The 18,429-nt window shown below is 59.6% G+C and carries 14 protein-coding genes; 9 read left to right on the top strand and 5 right to left on the bottom strand.

Features of this window, described 5'->3' with window-relative positions; all coding sequences use genetic code 11:
* Window positions 1-49 precede the first annotated feature (49 nt).
* The 7 genes from NTD81_RS01385 to NTD81_RS01355 all read left to right on the top strand — a co-directional run bounded on the left by NTD81_RS01385 (window position 50) and on the right by NTD81_RS01355 (window position 5,655).
* Window positions 50-331 carry a peptidylprolyl isomerase gene (locus NTD81_RS01385; RefSeq protein ID WP_262178673.1) on the top strand — a complete coding sequence of 94 codons (282 nt, stop codon included), beginning with the start codon at window positions 50-52 and terminating at the stop codon, window positions 329-331.
* Window positions 332-457: 126 nt separating this feature from the next.
* On the top strand, window positions 458-1,159 hold the full coding sequence (locus tag NTD81_RS01380; protein WP_262178671.1) for a YebC/PmpR family DNA-binding transcriptional regulator: 702 nt from the start codon (window positions 458-460) through the stop codon (window positions 1,157-1,159).
* A 257-nt stretch (window positions 1,160-1,416) separates the two neighbouring features.
* Window positions 1,417-2,031 (top strand): hypothetical protein, encoded by a 615-nt coding sequence (locus NTD81_RS01375; RefSeq protein WP_262178669.1) that lies wholly within the window; start codon window positions 1,417-1,419, stop codon window positions 2,029-2,031.
* 79 nt (window positions 2,032-2,110) lie between these two features.
* Window positions 2,111-2,719, top strand: coding sequence for a hypothetical protein (locus NTD81_RS01370; RefSeq protein ID WP_262178667.1), 609 nt, complete (start codon window positions 2,111-2,113; stop codon window positions 2,717-2,719).
* A 17-nt stretch (window positions 2,720-2,736) separates the two neighbouring features.
* On the top strand, window positions 2,737-3,318 hold the full coding sequence (locus NTD81_RS01365) for a hypothetical protein (protein ID WP_262178665.1): 582 nt from the start codon (window positions 2,737-2,739) through the stop codon (window positions 3,316-3,318).
* A gap of 132 nt (window positions 3,319-3,450) precedes the next feature.
* Window positions 3,451-3,771 (top strand): DUF2025 family protein, encoded by a 321-nt coding sequence (locus NTD81_RS01360; protein ID WP_262178663.1) that lies wholly within the window; start codon window positions 3,451-3,453, stop codon window positions 3,769-3,771.
* A 144-nt stretch (window positions 3,772-3,915) separates the two neighbouring features.
* Window positions 3,916-5,655 (top strand): N-acyl-D-amino-acid deacylase family protein, encoded by a 1,740-nt coding sequence (locus NTD81_RS01355; protein WP_262178661.1) that lies wholly within the window; start codon window positions 3,916-3,918, stop codon window positions 5,653-5,655.
* Window positions 5,656-5,658: 3 nt separating this feature from the next.
* Here the strand turns inward: NTD81_RS01355 and NTD81_RS01350 are convergent, their stop codons facing one another.
* On the bottom strand, window positions 5,659-6,975 hold the full coding sequence (locus NTD81_RS01350; RefSeq protein ID WP_262179797.1) for a phospholipase: 1,317 nt from the start codon (window positions 6,973-6,975) through the stop codon (window positions 5,659-5,661).
* Window positions 6,976-7,191: 216 nt separating this feature from the next.
* Between NTD81_RS01350 and NTD81_RS01345 the strand changes: the two genes are divergently transcribed.
* Entirely contained in the window at window positions 7,192-7,605 is a 414-nt protein-coding gene (locus tag NTD81_RS01345; RefSeq protein ID WP_262178658.1) for a GNAT family N-acetyltransferase, read from the top strand.
* Window positions 7,606-7,745: 140 nt separating this feature from the next.
* The gene (locus NTD81_RS01340; protein WP_262178656.1) at window positions 7,746-8,783 is read left to right on the top strand and encodes a GGDEF domain-containing protein; all 1,038 of its coding nucleotides are present in this window, start codon (window positions 7,746-7,748) and stop codon (window positions 8,781-8,783) included.
* A 14-nt stretch (window positions 8,784-8,797) separates the two neighbouring features.
* On the opposite strand, the gene NTD81_RS01335 is transcribed toward NTD81_RS01340, so the two are convergent.
* From NTD81_RS01335 to NTD81_RS01320, 4 genes are all read right to left on the bottom strand, one after another.
* Window positions 8,798-9,985 carry an HlyD family efflux transporter periplasmic adaptor subunit gene (locus tag NTD81_RS01335; protein WP_262178654.1) on the bottom strand — a complete coding sequence of 396 codons (1,188 nt, stop codon included), beginning with the start codon at window positions 9,983-9,985 and terminating at the stop codon, window positions 8,798-8,800.
* 35 nt (window positions 9,986-10,020) lie between these two features.
* Window positions 10,021-12,159 carry a type I secretion system permease/ATPase gene (locus NTD81_RS01330; RefSeq protein ID WP_262178652.1) on the bottom strand — a complete coding sequence of 713 codons (2,139 nt, stop codon included), beginning with the start codon at window positions 12,157-12,159 and terminating at the stop codon, window positions 10,021-10,023.
* The gene (locus NTD81_RS01325) at window positions 12,149-13,414 is read right to left on the bottom strand and encodes a TolC family protein (protein ID WP_262178650.1); all 1,266 of its coding nucleotides are present in this window, start codon (window positions 13,412-13,414) and stop codon (window positions 12,149-12,151) included. Before NTD81_RS01325 ends, NTD81_RS01330 begins: the two co-directional genes overlap by 11 nt.
* A partial coding sequence (locus NTD81_RS01320; RefSeq protein ID WP_262178648.1) for an Ig-like domain-containing protein occupies window positions 13,411-18,429 on the bottom strand: 5,019 nt, incomplete at its 5' end. The genes NTD81_RS01320 and NTD81_RS01325, both read right to left, overlap by 4 nt.

The raw sequence follows: 18,429 nt of genomic DNA, 5'->3' as shown, positions 1-18,429 counted from the left end.
GCGGGTGATTGCGGTAGGCTTTGGCGCTTTCTTATCTGGAGAACATCCCATGGCCCGCGCTACTGCCCGTCACATCCTGGTTGCCACTGAAGACAAGTGCAACGAACTGAAAGCCGCTATCGAAGCTGGCGCCGACTTCGCCCAAGTGGCCAAGGACAACTCCTCTTGCCCATCGAGCCGTAACGGCGGTGATCTGGGTTCCTTTGGCCCAGGCCAGATGGTTAAAGAGTTCGACACCGTGGTGTTCAGCGCCCCGATCAACGTGGTGCAAGGCCCGGTGAAAACCCAGTTCGGCTACCACCTGCTGGAAGTGACCAGCCGTCAGGACTAATGCCCTGTGCGCCACATCGCACTGATGTGGCGCTTAGCCTGGCCGACAGTGGCATACGCGCTACGGCCACACAGGTTAGAATTCTTCGCTTAAGTCACCTATCAACCTGCAATGACGAGATAACCCATGGGCGCACAATGGAAAGCCAAACCCAAAGAAGCTGCCGCTAACGCCAGAGGCAAAATTTTCGGCCGATTGGTCAAGGAAATCATGGTCTGCGCGCGCAACGGCGCCGATCCAGACATGAACCCCAAGCTGCGGCTGGCCATTCACCAAGCCAAAAAAGCCTCCATGCCCAAGGACACCCTCGAGCGCGCCATCAAAAAAGGCGCAGGCTTAAGCGGTGAAACCGTCAACTTCGAGCGTGCCACCTACGAAGGCTTTGCCCCGCACCAGGTGCCACTGATCGTTGAGTGCCTGACTGACAACATTAACCGCACAGTGGCGGAGATCCGCGTACTGTTCCGTAAAGGCCAGATGGGCGCTTCCGGTTCGGTCGCCTGGGACTTCGACTACGTCGGCCTGATTGAAGCCAGCACCGATAGCGACGCCGACCCAGAACTGGCCGCCATTGAAGCCGGTGCCCAAGACTTTGAGCCGGACGAAGAAGGCAGCACACTGTTTATCACCGAGCCGACTGACCTCGACGCCGTGTGCCGCGCCCTGCCCGAACAAGGTTTTACCGTCAACTCGGCGAAACTCGGCTACCGCCCGAAGAATCCAGTCAGCGGCTTGAGCCCTGAGCAAATGGAAGAAGTTGAAGCCTTCCTTGAGGCCATCGACAGCCATGACGACGTGCAAAACGTCTACGTGGGTCTGTCTGCATAAGCCTTTCAGGTGGTGCCGTCACCCGGCACCACCTGCCTCTGCCCGCCAATAGGTGGCGCATTCGTAAGCAACAGCCGAGCCCACCCGCCCCTACCTGACTCAGCAGCCAGCGGCCAATCATTAGTGGCAATAGTGCAAAAGCACTACAGCATGCTTGACCTTGGTAATGCCAAGGGCAAAAATTAGCGTTTCCCTTTGATCAGTGGCCAACAATGGCGTCGTTATTAGCGATGGCGCCATTATTCTGGAGTAGTACTGTGCGCAAACTTCTACCGTTATCGCTGTGTTTATTTCTCGCAGCCTGCGCCAGCAATCCACAAAACACCTATCAGCAACAGGTCAAAGCGGCACAGAGCCCCATCGCCAAAAGCACCCTGGAAGCGATCCACGCGACTGAAGCCACTCCCCTGCCGATCAACCCCGGTTTACTGGCCCCACAATGGCCGATCAGTGCCAATGAACCACGTCTGGACTTTGGCAGTTCGATCTCCAACTACCGGATCTTCTCCTTGCACCTGCGCAAGGGTGAGCCTTACAGCCTCAACGTCACGTCGCTGTGCAATGACAATTGCACTGGCTTTAACAAGTACGCGCTGAAGCCCCGCGCCATGCTGCTGGATGCCTACGGCACAGTGATCGCCGACAAGCCTTCGCGGGTTTCGGCAGCGCCTGGGCAAGTCAGCCTGAGCTGGGATGGCGAAGCCACTGAAGACGGCACCTACTACCTGCTGGTGGCTGCCGATAACGAAAACCTTGGCGAAACCATCGTGATCGACGACGTCTGGGCCAATAACTCGCCACTGATGGCGGTCAAGCTTGATATGCAAAGCGCGCCTTTTGGTAAGATCAGCGCCTTTTCCAGTCCTCGTTAGTTCCCCTAAGAGCTGTACCGCACGGATTAGCGGTGCAGCCTGAACTCGCTTCACACTCCATCAAGATCAAGGATGATCAATGAAACCATCTGTTTTACTCGCAGCGTCCCTGCTGTGCCTGAGCCTGACCGGCTGCTACTCCTTTACGCCCTCTGGCCCCCTTAACATGCCGCCACGCTTTGCCGAGACAACACTCAAGCGCGGCGCCATGGTTGCGGATGTACAAATCAGTGACAGCAGCCTTGAGCAGGGATTTAAGCGCAACCTCAGCCACCAACTTACCGATCAGCTTCACGAGCGCCTAGAGCGCGGCGAGTACTTCACCCAAGTGCTGAGTTTTCCAGCCACACTGGGTAGCCAAGATGTACTGCTTAAATTCAACTTCACTTCGCTCAAAGGCAAACGCGGGCCTCATCCGGGCTACTTTCCCGGCGCCCTGCTGACGCTAACTATATGGATCTGGGTGAACGGCCCGATTTATGTCGACAGCTATGACCTCGCAGCTGAGTTAAGCCTAGTCGACAGTCAGGGGCAGGAATTGAGCTTTAGTCGCAAGCAAATCCAGTACAAGCAAAACGTTGGTCTGTGGGACCCCGACTACCTCCCCTCAACCCAAGGCAGGGAACAACTCAACGAACTAGTTGAGCAACTTTTACAAGATGCCACCCGACAACTTAAACCTCATTGAGAACAAGGATGTTCGACATGCGAAAACTCATCACGACGTGGCTCTGCATGCTACTCGCCACACTCAGCTTAAGCGGCTGCCTCTCCTACTCCCAGCACCAGCTTGCAGCGGTAGATAACTGGCCATTGAGCCCGGGCGCAGCACGCCCCAGCGTCCACCTTAAAATCACCACGGAATATCGCTTTAATGGCCATCAGAGCTACGCCAACACGGACTACGCCAAACTGGAGGCCATCATCCTCAAGCAATATCAGGACAGTGGCCGCTTTAGCCGGGCAACCACGCAACAGGAAAAGTCGGACCTGTATATCAGCGTGCACCTGACCAATCATGAACGTGGCAGCATTGCCGCGGCCATTCTTACCGGGGCTACGATGTACCTGATTCCCAGCACCCACAGTAATGAGCTGACCATGCAAACACGCATTAAAGACCAGGATGGCAACCTTCTAGGCGAGGTTAAAAAGCAAGAAACCATTACCACATGGCTACAATTACTGATGGTTTTCGCGATCCCCTTCAACCAGCCCGTTGACCCCATTCTTGAACAGCTGACACAGAGCAGCTTGAGCCAAGCCGTACAAGATGAGCTGCTTTAATCACGTCCCATGGAATTGGCTGGTTCCTGCACTTAAGTGAAACAATTATTGATCTCGCGCAAGGCGCTGCTCACTGAGCGCCTTAGCCTATGTTGCGCCCCTATCCGCCATGGACTTAGCGACGAGGTCGACATGCACATTACTTCCACTGCCATCTGCGCAGCCGCTGATCAACTGCAAGGGTTGGTCGGTTTTAACAGCAAAACCGGGCACTACATCGTGCGCTTCAGTGAAGACTCATTTGGTCTGGATGTGCTGCAGGACAGCATCACGCCGACCTGTGAGTTCGTTTGGCAGCCGGTCGAGAACGAGGTGATGAAGCTCGACCGTGAGCGCCTGCAACTGCTGCTGGAGCAGAACATCGATGACCGTCTGCAGATCAGCGAACCGCTGCGGGTCTATGTAAGGCGCAGCGACCGCCCGGAAATCCGCGCGCTGCGCCAGCGCGTCTAAACTTAAGGCAAGCAAATAGCCGTGCTGTGAGACAGCTAGCGCAGCTGGCCGATTTGACTCAGGCTTTTACCCTTATGCCACCACTGCCCCACCACGGGGCAGGATAAGCTCAGCAGATAATTTCAATAACAATGGAGTCTGCCGATGTTCGATGTGCTGATTAAAAACGCGCAGTTTTTCGATGGCAGCGGTGCTGCGGCGAGCCTGCGCCATCTTGGTGTTAAAGACGGCAAGCTCGTCACCATCAGTGCCACAGCGCTGGATGAACAAGGCTGCGCTCAGGTCATCGATGCCAGTGGGCGCTGGGTGACGCCCGGCTTTATCGACATGCACACTCACTATGACGCCGAGATGGTCGCCGCGCCGGCCCTTGAAGAGTCGATACGGCATGGCGTGACCACGCTGATGATCGGCAGCTGTTCGATCAGCATGGTACTGTCCAGCCCCGAAGACTGCTCGGACCTGTTCACCCGCGTTGAATCGGTGCCCCGTGAGCATGTACTGCCGCTGCTGCAAGCGCGCAAAAGCTGGAACACCCCCAGCGAGTTCGCCGCCTTTCTCGATCAACATCCATTAGGGCCGAACCTCTGTTCGTTCCTCGGCCACTCCGATTTGCGCGTGGCGGTACTGGGTTTGGCCCGCGCCGTGGACGCCAAAGTCAAACCGACGGAAAACGAGCTGCAACGCATGGAGTATCTGCTCGAAGAAGCCATGGATGCCGGCCTGCTGGGCCTGTCGAGCATGACCAACCCGTGGGACAAACTCGACGGCGACCGCGAGCGCTCCAAGTCGCTGCCCTCGGTGTATGCCTCGTGGGCCGAGTACAGCCGCCTGAATAAGATTCTGCGCCGTCGTGGCCGCATCCATCAGGGCGCGCCGAACCTGGTGACCAAATACAATATTTTCGCCTTCTTAGGCGCCAGCATGGGCGGCTGGTGGCGCAAACCGCTGAAGACCACGCTGATCACCCTGATGGACGTCAAGGCCGACCCGTGGCTGGCGAAAATCCTCGGGCCTTTTACCCGTGTGCTCAACCGCCTAGGCCGCGCCGATTTCCGTTGGCAAACCCTGCCAGTGCCGTTTGAAACCTATGCCGATGGCATGGAGTTTGTGGTCTTTGAGGAATTCCCCGCGGGCCAGGCGGCCCTGCACTTGGCCAGCCATGACCTGCGCAGCCAGCTGTTCCAAGACCCGGCATACCGGCGCAAATTCCGCCAAGACGTGGAGAAGAAATTCGGCCCACGGGTCTGGCACCGCGACTTCAATGATGCGTGGATCGTCGATTGCCCAGACCGCAGCGTGGTCAATAAAAGCGTCGGCGAGCTGGCCACTGAACGCGATGTGCATCCGGCCGATCTGTTCCTCGATTTGCTGGTGGCCCACGGTCCGCGTCTGCGCTGGCGCACGCTGATCGCCAACCACCGGCCCGAGGTGGTCGAGCAACTGGTGTGCGAACCCAGCACTCTGATTGGCTTTGCCGACTCCGGCGCGCATATCCGCAATATGGCCTTCTATAACTTCGGCCTGCGCCTGCTCAAACTGGTGCGCGACGCCGAGCAGCAAGGCCGCTCGGTGATGCCGGTGGAAACGGCCGTATGGCGTCTAACTGGCGAGCTAGGCGAGTGGTTTAACATCGATGCCGGCAAGCTCTACGAGGGCGCCCGCGCCGATCTGGTGATCATCGACCCCAGCAAGTTGACCGAAGATCTGGCCACCTACCAAGAGGCGCCGATGGCCGCCTTTGGCGGCTTGCAACGCATGGTTAACCGCGGCGATGCGGTGGATGCGGTGCTGATCAACGGCAAGGTGGCCTTCCAGCACGGTGAGTTTGCCCAGGATTTGGGCCACAGCCGTGGCTATGGCCAGTTCCTGCGCAGCCGGTAAGGCTCAGGGCTCTGCGACTAAGCTCGCAGAGCCTGACGGCGCCGTGGACTTAACTAGGTTACGGCTGTGTTGGCCAAAGCGTTTAAACAACTGCACGAGCATGTGCTCCAACGCTTCATCCGCCTGCGCCAAGTGCAGTTGATTGCCACCACTAAACCCCGCTGCGGCTGCCGGTTTAGCGGCCATCCATTGGCCGATCAAACGATCAAACTCATCGGCGCTGAGATTGGCCTCGGCGGCTACCACGTGCTGTGGGTAATCGGCGGAGAACTCAGGGTATGCCGGACTGTCCGTGGCTGACCCATAGGCCGCCAGCAACGCTGGGGGCGCGCCGGTTGACTGCGCCAGCAGGTGCTGCATGCGTTCCAGCTGATACTGCTCGATAGCTGTATGCCGATCAGCGACGCGGGTAATCAGTGCCTTACGCTCACGCTCATCACCCAGCGCGCCTTTGACTGCGGCCCAGAGCAGTTCTGTGGTGCTGTAACCGGGCACGGTTTTGCTGTGATAGGGCTGGGTCAGGTCCTGCAGGTAATGCATGGCCCAACCTAAAAAACGGTAGCCCCAATAGTCATGCCCGCTAGCAAAGGCCAAACGCGCGAGGCCGGCATATTGATAGACCCGCCAATGCGGCAAGGTCTGACGCAGATAAGGCGCGGCCAGATAAATCAGCGCCGGCTCGTGGTAATAACCGATATGAAACGGTGCCTGTGAGGAGTACTCGAAACGCGCATCGCCAAACGGCTGCGGGCCAAAGTTATAACGTGCACCCAGCTCGCCGGGGTTATCGCTAAACAGGTTAATGTCATGGCCATAATCCGGCTCATCGGCGGCGCTGCTCAGCACCTGCAATGCCGTCACCGTATCGCCGGGATTAAGCGTCAGATAACGCCAGTGGCTCCAGGGGCCCAACTTGCGAAAGATCAGCACTTGCTCAGGTTTGAGCGGTGCCCGGCCCTCATCCGCTTGTCCGGGTAGCTGCTGGATAAAGCCGGCCAGGCGAATCTGCGGATTGACCCGCAACGCCTGCAAAAAGACCTCTGCCAATGGCTGTTCGGTGCTTGCCTGGGCACTAAAACGCAAAGCTTCTGGGCGCGCTGGATAATCCGCGAAATGCGCCACAGCAAAGCGTTCTTGCTCATCCAGCAGTTGCTCCAACGCAGGCGCCTCGGCGCGGACAAAGGCACTGAACGGCTCATACCGCACTGGCTGCTGCAAAGCCGGCAGCTCGCTAAGCGCCAGACGGCTACCTAACGCGTGATTCGACCAAGCCCAAGCGCTGATGGGTTGCAACAGGGCGCAAGCAATAAGCACCCGCACTGGCAATGACGGCACAGCCTCTCCCCCGCGGCAATGGTGCCGCTTAAAAGGTTTCAGCCTAGATCGCCAGCCGCCAGGCTGCACAGGCCTGGCACGTCAGCACAGGGGCAAATCGCGACGCCATTCTCTTTTTGCCGCGATAGGTTTCCCCCAGCCGGGGCTGATCGACCAAGGTATGATCAGCAGCCGTCCCTAACGCCTGCGCCGCGCCCTGCTATGCACTACCGCCTCTTGCCCAGTGAGCTAAAACCATTAGTCGATAAGTTTTACCGCCAGCAGCGCGCGCACATGCGCGCCAGCGCAGGAGCGCAATATTGGGTGGCGCAAGAGGGCGAAATAGTCGCCGCGCTTAACCTCAACCCGTTGCCCGAAGGCTACTGGCTGACCGCCCTGCTGGTGGCGCATGCCAGACGCCAGCAAGGCCTGGCCACAGGCCTAGTGCAAGCCGCACTGGCGCAGCAGCAACAACCCGCCTGGCTTTTTTGCCAACCGCAGCTGTGCGACTTTTATCAGCGCTTGGGATTTACCCCTGCCAACGCGTTGCCGCCCGCCCTTGGCCAACGCTTGGCGCGCTATCGACAGAGCAAAGATCTGCTGGCCATGCACAGACTTACCCAACCATCGAGTTAGAGTGCCTTGCCGAAAATACCGGCGATTTTTCCTTGAATAACCATTCAGCGGACGGCTAAACGGTAATGGCATATTGTTATTGCCATTGGTCCTACAATCTCGGCATGCTAAGGCATAACAACTAGAATATGGCTCTGTATATGCAGATCTCGCACATACTCAAACGCCTACGCAAAGACTTCCAACTGTCCATCATCACCTTGATGGGCGTTCTGGGCATCATCGCTATAGCGCCCTACGCCATTTACCGCTTTTCCATTGGCAATGCCATTGTCGGCGGGGCCGATAGCATTGTAGTGCTCTCCACCATCGTCGCCGTGCATTACGCCTGGCGCACCGGCGACACTGTGAAACCTGGCATTTTTCTCTGTTTTATCCTGTCCTCGACCTGCACCCTGATTGCCATCAATCTGGGCATTAACGGCTTGTTCTGGATCTATCCGATGATCCTGTTCAACTTCTTTATGGTCTCCCCGACCAAAGCCTTGATCGCCACCGCCTCGGTGCTGAGTATCTTGGTCGCTTACCAGCGCCTGCACCCCCAGGGCATATTTGAAAGCGACTACCAGATGATGTCGTTCCTGGTCACCAGCCTGATGGCCGGCATGGTCAGTTTTATCTTCGCCTACCGCACCAATGACCAGCGCATCCAGCTGCAATTATTGGCCAGCCAAGACCCTCTGACCGGCGCCAGCAACCGCCGCTGCATGAATGACGAGCTGAACATCGCCGCCGCCAACCTGCGCCGTCATGGCATCAGTTATGGCGTGTTGGTGATGGATTTGGATCACTTTAAAAAGATCAACGACAACCATGGCCACCATGTCGGCGATCAAGTGCTGATCGACTTCGTCAACATCATCAAAGCGGCCTCGCGCAAAGAAGACCGGTTGTTTCGCTTCGGCGGCGAGGAGTTTTTGCTGCTGCTGCCCAACACCAAAAAGCATGGCCTACAGTCTGCCGCGCGGCATTTGCATCAGCAGGTCAGCCTTAATCTGAAAAGCCCCAGCGGCGCGGTGACGGTATCGATTGGTGGAGCCATCCAACGCCCCGATGAGCGTTGGCAGGAAATGCTCCAGCGGGCCGATGAGCGCCTGTACCTGGCGAAGAGCACAGGGCGTAACTGCATCGTGATTGAGGATGATGTAAAGACGCCTGAGCGCCTGTCGATCATCTAGGCGCCCCAGGCCAGTCAATACAACTGTGCTTTGATCAATGGCCGCAGCAGGTAATTCAGCACGCTGCGCTTACCACTCAGAATATCCACCTCAGCGACCATGCCCGGAATGATCGGCAGGATCTCATCGCCCCGCTGCAAGTGGCTGCCATCGGTCTTGATCAACACCTGGTAGTAGGACTCCTTACCGTGCGGCGTATCTTCCTCGATGGTGTCGGCGCTGATTTGCTCCAAGGTGCCCTTGAGGTCGCCATAGATGGTGTAGTCGTAGGCGGTGATCTTCACTTTGGCCGGCATGCCTGGGACCAAAAAGGCCACGTCTTTGGGCTTAATCTTCGCCTCGACCAGCAAGCGTTCCTCCACCGGAATCACTTCCATAATCGCCTCGCCGGGTTGAATCACGCCGCCACGGGTGTTGATCAACACCGTGTTCACCCGCCCGCGCACCGGCGACAGAATCTCGGTGCGGCGCAGTTGATCCTGGCGCTGTTGCAGCACCGGCTCCAGCGCGCTGAGGTCAGCCTGGCGCTGCGCCCGCTCGGTGTAGGCATCCTGGGCATAGGTGCTTTTCAGCTCGGTCAGCTTGCCACTGAGGGCGGCGATATCCTGGCTTAGCTTGAGCGCTTCCATCTGGCTGACCGCACGTTTGGCCACCAACGGCTGGACTAGCTTGAGCTGGCTCTGCGCCAAGGAGATTTGCTGTTGGATCGCGCGGGTGCCTTCCAGCAACTTATCGCGGCGTGACTTAAACAGCTGGTATTCGGAACGCGCCAAATTGCTGTCGGGGACGATATCCGCAGGGAACTCGATTTTCGCTTGATCGAGCACCTCGGCATTGAGCCTGGCAATGGTGGCGCGCAGCACCTGCACTTGGTTGGCCGACTCCTGCATGCTGGTTAAAAACCGCGTTTCGTCCAAGCGCACCAGCGGCTGGCCGACCTCAACCAAGTCGCCCTCTTTGACCAGCAGGCGATCCAGAATGCCGCCCTCCAGGCTCTGAATCTTCTGAATCCGGCTAAAGGGCACCACGCGTCCGTCGCCGCGAGTCACCTGATCCAACTCGGCCCACGCCGCCCAGGCGACAAACAGCAACACACTGGCGATGATCACCCACAACATGGGGCGATACAGCGGATGGGTCGTCGCCAACAACGGGTCTGCCAATTGCCGGCGCAACTCCAGCGCCTGTCCTTGCCTGCTCATATCTGCCTCGATCCTTCGCTGCTACAAATCCACCGCTACATGACTTGCGGTGTCTGCACCTGATTACCTTGCACTACATTCTGTACCGGACCATCCATAACGACCTGGCCCTGACGCAACACCACGGCGCGCTGCACCAAAGCCAACATGCTCTTTTTATGGGTCGTGAGAATCAGCGTACGGCGTCCCAGCCACTGCTGCAGGTACTCGATCACCTGCAGTTCACTGCCTTGGTCGAAGGCCGCCGTCGGCTCATCGAGCAGAACGATGGCCGGATCTTGCAGCAGCACCCGGGCCAAACCGACGGCCTGGCGTTGCCCGCCAGATAAGCTGGCATTGCCCAGAATAGGCAGATCCAAACCCAGCGGATGGCTGCGCACAAATGCCCCCAGGCCAACCCCGTCGAGGGCGCTGAGCAGCTCTTCGTCGCTTAGCGCGGCGTTTTCCAGATTAAGGTTATCGCGCAAGGTGCCATTGAACAGGGCCACTTCTTGCGGCAGATAACCGATGCCGCGTTGCCGGTCAGCCGGATCAATCTGCCCGAGGCTGACGTTATCCAGCAGCAGCCGGCCACTGCGTGCATCCACCAAACCACTGAGCAGACGCAGCAAACTGGACTTACCGGCACCGTTGCCGCCGAGCAAGGCCACCCGTTCACCGGCATTGATCTGCAGGCTCTGAACATCCACCACGGGCGCGCTATCCCCATAACTCAGACGCAGCGCGTGCATCTGGTATGCACCGTACAGGTGCTGCTTGCGCACGAAGCGTTTGCCCTCTGGCCGTTCTTGCTCGGCGCTCATCAGTTGGTCCAGGCCTTCCATGGCCACCTTGGTGTGCTGCCAGCGCCCAAGGATGTTGGCCACCTGCGACAGGGGCGCAATCGCCCGTGACGCGAGAATCGAGCACGCCACCAAAGCCCCTACCGTCATCGCGCCATCAGTGATGCGATAGACACCAAACACCACCACGCCGACATAACACAACTGCTGCACGATGCTGGCGCTGTAGCTCAGGGTCGAAGCCAGCGCGTGGCTGCGCATGGCGGTGCTGGCCAGATCCGCGTTCAGGCTCTCCCATTGCTGCAGGCAACGGCCTTCGGCACGCGTGGCTTTAACCGTTTCCAGGTGCTCATAGGCCTCCAGCAGGGTGGCATTTTTCAGCGAGCCTTCACGCAGGTTCTGCCGGGATAAGCGACCTAACAGGCGTTGGCACAGCAACCCTGGCAAAACCATCAGCACGCAAGCCACCACCGGCACCCAGACCACCGAGCCGCCGATCAAGGCAATGATCAGCAAGAACAACAACAAAAAGGGCAGATCGCTGATCAGCGCCGCGCTGGAGGACGTGAAAAACTCACGCACCGATTCAAACTCACGCACCTGGGTGCTGAACGCCCCCATGGACGCTGGTTTGGCAGCCAAGCGAGTGCTCAACACGCGGCCAAACAACAGGGTTGAGAGTTGCAGGTCGAGGCGCTTGCCCAGCACATTGAGCAGGTGCCCACGCATGATGCGCAGCACCCCGTCGATGATGATTGCCAAGCCCACACCGCTGGCCAGAATCCACAAGGTATCGAAGGCACCGTTAGGCACCACGCGGTCGTACACCTGCATGGCAAACAAAGCCGAAGCGACGGCCAGCAAGTTGGCGATAAAGGCTGCCAGCGTCACCTCGACATAGGAGCGCCACAGACGTTTAAGCGGGGTAAAAAACCAATGCTGCGCAGGGGCTGCCGCGTAGTCGCCGACCCGCTCATCGGGGCGAAAACGGCACTTGGCGAATACCGCGACCCCGCTATACAAGGCCTGTAACTCGGCCACCGGGATTTGCTGCTCGCCCCCCTCAGCCTCGCTAAGCAAGACCCGCCCGTGCTCAGCATCGAGCTGCACCAACACCAGGGTACGGCCATCTTTAAGCAGCAGTAAGGCCGGTAGCAGGTAGCTCGTAAACTGCAGCAACTCTTGGCTACTGACCTTGGCATTAATGTCGGCCCGACGCAGTGCCCGGGGCACCCGCTGCAACGGCAAACGACCATGTTCCAAGGCGATACCGTGGGTGAGCTCAGCGTCGCTCAGTGGCCGGCCCAATTGCTTACATAACAGCAGCAGTCCTTCACACAGCGGGTCTTGGTCTGTGTTAGCACTAGGCTCACCCCAATTTTTAACTTCCATGTTGCAGTCGATTCTCCAGTAGCGCGCCGAGCAGGCCGAGTTGCGCAGCCGCTCGGTACTCAATGCGTTTGCGTTCCAGTGACAGGTTGATCAACTGCCGCTCGGCTTCAAAGCGTTCGCGTTGCACGCTCAGCAGGTCAATCACATCGCGCCGGCCCACCTCGAACTGTTCGCGGTACAAGTGGCCCACCTGCACCGCCTCGTTGACCTGCGCACTCAAGGACTGCTCACGCCAGCGCAAGGTATCGCTGGTGACAAACAGGGTTTGCAGCTTGCGGCGGATGTCGCGTTGCACGTTATCGGCGCTGGCGCGGGCCGACTCCAAACGCTGCTCGGCCGCCGTGGGGCGCAGAAAGTTGCTTAGGCCTTGGAAGGTGTCCATGCGAAAACGCAGGGCGACCTGCGAGTCGCTTTGCATCACACCCCCGATCTGCCGACGCAAGGTGCTGGCCTCCAGATTCAACTGCGGCAACAGCGCGGCTTTCGCCTCCTGCACTTGCGCCTCGGCCAAACTGGCCTCCTCCATGGCTTCGCGCTGCAGCGGCGCATCGCGGATGACCCGTTTTAAATCCGCAGCGTCGACGTAGGTTTCTACCGACAGCGGCGTGGGCTCCTGCAACTCATCCGGTGCTTGGCCGACCAACAAGTCGTACTGATCACGCAGGTCTTGCAGGTTGCCTTTTTCGATCGCCAACTGCTCTTGGGCACGGCTAAATTCCAAGTTGGCCCGATCGAGTTCAGTGCGATCGGTATAACCATCGCTGCCGCGCGCCTGGGTCAGGCTGCGGATTTCGTCCAGACGCTGGATAAACTCCCGGGCCGCCTCGACGCGGCGCTGCGCGGCGAGAACATCCATATAGGTTTCGATGATGTCCAGAGCGGCATCATCGCGGGTCACTTGCAGGGTCTCGAGGAGCTTGCGCTGGCTAGCGCTGGCCTGATCCACCTGACTCGACACGCGCCCCCAGTCATACAGGGTTTGCGATACGGAGAGGTCGTACACCACCTCCCCCAGATCAAATTCTTGCGGACCACCCGACAGACTAACCGCCGGGTAATAACCGCCTTTGGCAATTTTCACTTGTGTGCCGGCACGCGCCGCCTCCGAAACGGCGGCGCGTACCTGCGGATTGATCGCCAGCCCTTGCTGCACGGCTTGCTCCAATGGCATCGCGGCCAACGTCAGGGGCAAACTTAAGCTGACCAGGCAAGCCGCTGCCTGGCACAGATACCGCAAGGGCCAGCGTGGACTCATACCAACACCACCTGCACAGTGTTCTCCTCAACCAACAGCGTGTTAGTGCCGAAGCTGTACACGTCGTAGGTCACGCCACCGACTACTTGGGTTGTATTGGTATCAGTCGCACCTGTCACCTTCAGCGTGTCATTACTCTCCCCGGTGATCTGCAAGGTGTTATTGCTGTCGGTAATGACCCCGACCTCAGGCGCCGTCAGCGTCAGCACGCTGCCACTATCACCCTTGCCAAGGTTGATCCGCTCGATATTGGATAACGTACCCACCCCTATTGCGTTGTAATCGAGGTCGATTCCGTTGGCCAACAACAGGGTGTCAAAGCCGGCGCCACCATCGACGCTGGTAAAGTTGACGGCGGTCAGCTGAATGGTGTCGTTACCGTCACCCGCTTCCACCCGGTCAGACGTACCGACGTTGCGGATCAGGTCATGCCCCTCCTCCCCGTGGATCAGCTCCGCACTGCCGTTAGTGGCAGTCAGCAGATCACTGCCACTGGTGCCATACAGGTGGATGGTGCCCAATTGCAGCAAACCACCACCAGCCGGCAACAGATCAATGCCGTAACGACTGCTGTCCAGGCCATTGCTGTCGGTGGTGACAATCATGATCGACAGATTAGGACCGAGGTTGAGCACATCGCTGATGCTGAGCAGATCCAGCAGGTTGACCGAGAACTGGCCACTGGAGTTGACCGTTGGGAACAGATCGACATTTAAAGCTGGTGTGTCGATCTCAACCCGCACCGTTGCGCCTGGAGTCGTGACGCCGGAGATGCCCAGCCTCGGCAAAGGAAGCAAAGCAACATCCAGGCCGAAGTTACCTACAGTGATAGGCTGTGGCACGCTCGGCCCCACGCCAACGCTGGCGATGCCACCTTGGTTACCGGCCAGATCTTCGCCGCGTGCCGAGACCTGTGCGCTAAGCAATTGATCCCAACTGAAGTCGACATCCAGATCAGTGAGCAAATCGACCAGAGCCTTACCGCTGGCATCAGTTACCACCTCCACGGTGGCTTCCACACCGGCCACTTTCACCGCTACGATGACTTTGGTGAAGGGCTCACTGGTGACAGTCAGCAAGTTGCCGACCAAGGTCAGCACTGGCTGAGCCGGCGGGATGGTATCAACCACGAAGTTGACCGGTGTGCCATTCGCACCGCCGCTAATATCCGCCGTGATGCTCGACGCGCCTTCAGGGAACGGCCCGTTACCACCCTGTGGAGACAAGGTCAGATTAACGCTGCCGGCAGCGATATCACTGCTGGTCAGGGTGTAGCTCAGATCCTGCTCATAGCCGTTTTGCCCGGCGAACTTCAGCGTCAGCACTTGCCCAGCCTGCATGGTGGGACGCAGGCCGACCTGGACCTGGATGCCATCGCTGACTTCCGTGGCGTTGACATAACCATCTGCTGCTTCAGTCACCGTCAGGGTTGGCGGTGCCAGATCGAGGGCATGGATGGTGGTCGGCAGACTGACGTTGCCGCTGGCATCGATGGTTTCGCCAACAATCGCCTCACCGGCCACCAGCGCGGGGCTGATCGGCAGGCTGAAGGTACCGCTGCCACCCACATTGACGATGATCGGATTGGCGCTGTCGCCATTAAGCACAATGCGCACTTGGCTGTTGGCTTCGGCCGTGCCGGTGAGCAGATTACCGTCGTGATTAAGGCTTAACCCCGGCGCTGCCGGCGCGACGCTATCGACACTGGTACTGGCCGGATCACTAAGGTTACCGGTGGCATCCGTGGCCGTGGCGTTGACCACAGTGCCATGGGCCAGCGCAGTCGTCGGAGTGAACGACCAGGTGCCGTCACCCGCCACCGTGGTTTGGCCAATTGCAGCGCCACTACCATCGGTTAAGTGAATCACTGCACCAATCTCACCAGTACCGCTGAGCACGGCGCCCTTAGTGGGGTTGATCACCGGCGCCGACGGGGCCAGCGAATCGACCGTGACAGTGGCGGTGCCGCTGCTGTTACCCACCGCGTCGACCGCTTTGGCATTAACGACCGTGGCATTGAGCAAGGCTGGGCTCGGGGTATAGCTCCAATTGCCCGCACCATCGGCGGTCACCTCGGCCAACGGATCCCCGTTGCCGTCAGTCAGAATGACTTTGGCACCGATTTCCGCTGTGCCCTGCACAATCGAGCCATTAGTCAGGGCAATGATCGGCGTACCCGGCGCCTGGGCATCCACCGTCGTCGCCGCTGGGCCACTGGTATTGCCCGTGGCGTCAGTGGCCGTAGCGCTGACCACAGTGCCGTCGGCCAAGGCCGTGCCGAGGGTTAAACTCCAAACCCCATCCGGGCCTGCGGTGACTTGACCCAGTGGCACGCCACCGCTGCCGGTCAAGGTCACCTGCGCATTGGCTTCGGCAGTACCGCTGAGCACCTGACCATTACTCGGGTTGAGCACTGGCGCAGGCGGCGCCACCGAATCGATGGTCACGCTGGCAGCCGGCCCGGTATTGCCGGAGGCGTCGCGCGCCACCACATTGACCACGCTGGCGTGGGCCAGCACTGAGGCTGGGGTGAAGCTCCACTGGCCGGTTGGGCTGGCGGTCGTCTCGCCAATCGGATTACCGTTGCCGTCAGTGATGATGACCTTGCTGTTGGCTTCAGCTGTACCACTTAAGCTGCTGCCATTACTCAAGGCTACGGTCGGCGCCGCAGGTGGCAGACTGTCCACGGTCACGGTGGCAGTCGGGCTGTCATTGCCCGCCGCATCCACGGCCTGCACACTCACCTGGGTGCCATTGGCCAGGGCCGGCACTGGGGTGTAGCTCCAGTTGCCTCCCACTGGCACGGTCAGCTCGGTAATCACATCACCGCTGACAACATCCTTAATCACCAGTTTGGCGCCGGCCTCAGCGCTACCGCTGAGGCTACTGCCATTGCTCGGCAGCACCACCGGCGTGGCTGGCGGCAAGGCATCCACTGTGGTGCTGGCCGGGCCACTGGTATTACCCGCAGAGTCTTGCGCCCGGGCATTAATCACCACGCCATTGGCCAGTGCAGTACCTGGGGTAAATGTCCAGTTACCGCTGCCATCAGCCGTGGCTTGGCCTATCACCGCGCCACTGCCATCGGTCAACAGCACCTTGGCGCCGATTTCCGCAGTACCACTGATCACCTCGCCATTGCTCAGATTGATGACTGGGGTTGGCGGTGCCAGCGCATCCACCGTGGCAGTCGCAGGAGCGCTGGTATTGCCAGCGGCATCTTGCGCGACCACCGAGATGAGCGCGCCATTGAGCAGCGCCGGCGTCGGGCTGAAACTCCAGTTACCGCTACCGTCGGCATTGGCTTGACCAAGCGGATTGCCACTGCCGTCACGGATGAGCACGGTGCTGTTCGCTTCGGCGGTGCCCTGCACCACCACGCCGTTACTCGGTGCGATGGTGGGCAAACCTGGCGGCAATGCATCCACCGTCACGCTGCTGCTTGGGCTGGGGTTGCCGGCAGCATCGCTGGCCACCGCATTGACCACGGTGCTATCGGCCAGCGGGCTGGACGGGGTGAACGTCCAATTACCGCTTGGGTCCGCTGTCACTTCACCCAGCACGGTGCCGCCAGCGTCGGTCAGGGTAATAGTCGCACCGGCCTCAGCGGTACCACTGATTTGCTCGCCGTTACTCGGTGCAATGATGGGTGCAGCCGGGGCCACCGCATCGACCACAATCGACGCCTCACCACTTTCAGTCAGCGCGGCGTTGATGGCGATGGCTTTAACCACCGCGCCATCGGCCAATGGGGTCGCCGGGGTGAATGTCCACAGCCCGTCACCGCCCACCGTCACTTGACCCAGCAGCGCTCCGCTGCCATCACGCAGCTGCACTTCCACACCTGGATCGGCACTGCCGGTGATGGTCACACCGTTGCTTGGATTAATTAACGGTGTCGATGGCAAGTCGGTATCGATGGTCACCACACCTGGTCCGCTGGTGTTTTGCGCGGCATCGGTGGCGGTGACTTCCACCACCGTGTCATCGGCCAATGGGGTCGTCGGAACAAACACCCAGTTACCGGCTGCATCCGCCGTGGTTTGGCCAATGGCGGTGTTACCCACGTAGATATCGATGGTCGCGTTGCCCTCAGCCGTACCACTGAGCACGCTGCCATTGCTGGCATTCACCAGCGGCGCCGCCGGGGGCAAGGCATCGACCGTCACGCTGCTGCTTGGGCTCGGGTTGCCGGCAGCATCGCTGGCCACCGCACTGACCACGGTGCCATCGGCCAGCGGGCTGGACGGGGTGAAGGTCCAATTGCCGCTTGGGTCTGCGGTGACAGTGCCTAGCTCAGTACCACCGGCATCCTTGAGGATGATAGTGGCGCCAGGCTCAGCAGTACCGCTGATGATTTGCCCGTTACTCGGTGCAATCACCGGCGCATTAGGGGCGATGCTGTCCACGGTGACCGCAGCCGGGCCACTAACGTTGCCGGTAGCATCACTGGCTTTGGCGATCACCACGGTGCCGTTGGCCAAGTCTGGGGTGAGGTCGTAACTCCACACGCCGCCCACCACGGTGACGGTGCCCAGCGGGTTACCGCTGCTGTCAGTCAGGGTGATCAGCGCACCATTTTCGCCGGTGCCGCTGATGGTCTGGCCGTTGCTTGGGTTAATGGTCGGTGCAGCCGGAGGCAGGGAGTCGACAATGACGCTGGCTTCTGGGCTGGTGTTGCCCGCCGCATCCTTGGCCACCACCTTCACTTCAGTGCCATTGGCCAGAGCCGGGCTTGGCGTATAGCTCCAGGTACCGCTCGGGCCCACCAGCGCTTCGCCAATCGGGTTGCCGCTGGCGTCGCTAATCACCACGGTGCTGCCAATCTCAGCAGTCCCGCTCAAGCTGCTGCCGTTGCTCAGGTTGATAGTCGGCACTGCCGGGGCCAAGGCATCGACCGTCACGCTGCTGCTTGGGCTGGGGTTGCCGGCAGCATCGCTGGCCACCGCACTGACCACGGTGCCATCGGCCAGCGGGCTGGACGGGGTGAACGTCCAATTGCCGCTTGGGTCGGC

The sequence above is a fragment of the Pseudomonas sp. 5P_3.1_Bac2 genome (genome assembly GCF_025465995.1).
In the GTDB taxonomy this organism is placed as follows: domain Bacteria; phylum Pseudomonadota; class Gammaproteobacteria; order Pseudomonadales; family Pseudomonadaceae; genus Aquipseudomonas.
The sequence above is the reverse complement of the archived record's forward strand: the minus strand, read 5'-3'. Positions and strand labels throughout refer to the sequence as shown.

Bases quoted from the DNA above. Each gene is read 5' to 3' on its own strand.
- NTD81_RS01330 (WP_262178652.1), bottom strand. From the start codon at position 12,159: ATGGAAGTTAAAAATTGGGGTGAGCCTAGTGCTAACACAGACCAAGAC.
- NTD81_RS01380 (WP_262178671.1), top strand. From the start codon at position 458: ATGGGCGCACAATGGAAAGCCAAACCCAAAGAAGCTGCCGCTAACGCC.
- NTD81_RS01365 (WP_262178665.1), top strand. From the start codon at position 2,737: ATGCGAAAACTCATCACGACGTGGCTCTGCATGCTACTCGCCACACTC.
- NTD81_RS01345 (WP_262178658.1), top strand. From the start codon at position 7,192: ATGCACTACCGCCTCTTGCCCAGTGAGCTAAAACCATTAGTCGATAAG.
- NTD81_RS01360 (WP_262178663.1), top strand. From the start codon at position 3,451: ATGCACATTACTTCCACTGCCATCTGCGCAGCCGCTGATCAACTGCAA.
- NTD81_RS01370 (WP_262178667.1), top strand. From the start codon at position 2,111: ATGAAACCATCTGTTTTACTCGCAGCGTCCCTGCTGTGCCTGAGCCTG.
- NTD81_RS01325 (WP_262178650.1), bottom strand. From the start codon at position 13,414: ATGAGTCCACGCTGGCCCTTGCGGTATCTGTGCCAGGCAGCGGCTTGC.
- NTD81_RS01355 (WP_262178661.1), top strand. From the start codon at position 3,916: ATGTTCGATGTGCTGATTAAAAACGCGCAGTTTTTCGATGGCAGCGGT.
- NTD81_RS01385 (WP_262178673.1), top strand. From the start codon at position 50: ATGGCCCGCGCTACTGCCCGTCACATCCTGGTTGCCACTGAAGACAAG.
- NTD81_RS01335 (WP_262178654.1), bottom strand. From the start codon at position 9,985: ATGAGCAGGCAAGGACAGGCGCTGGAGTTGCGCCGGCAATTGGCAGAC.
- NTD81_RS01340 (WP_262178656.1), top strand. From the start codon at position 7,746: ATGCAGATCTCGCACATACTCAAACGCCTACGCAAAGACTTCCAACTG.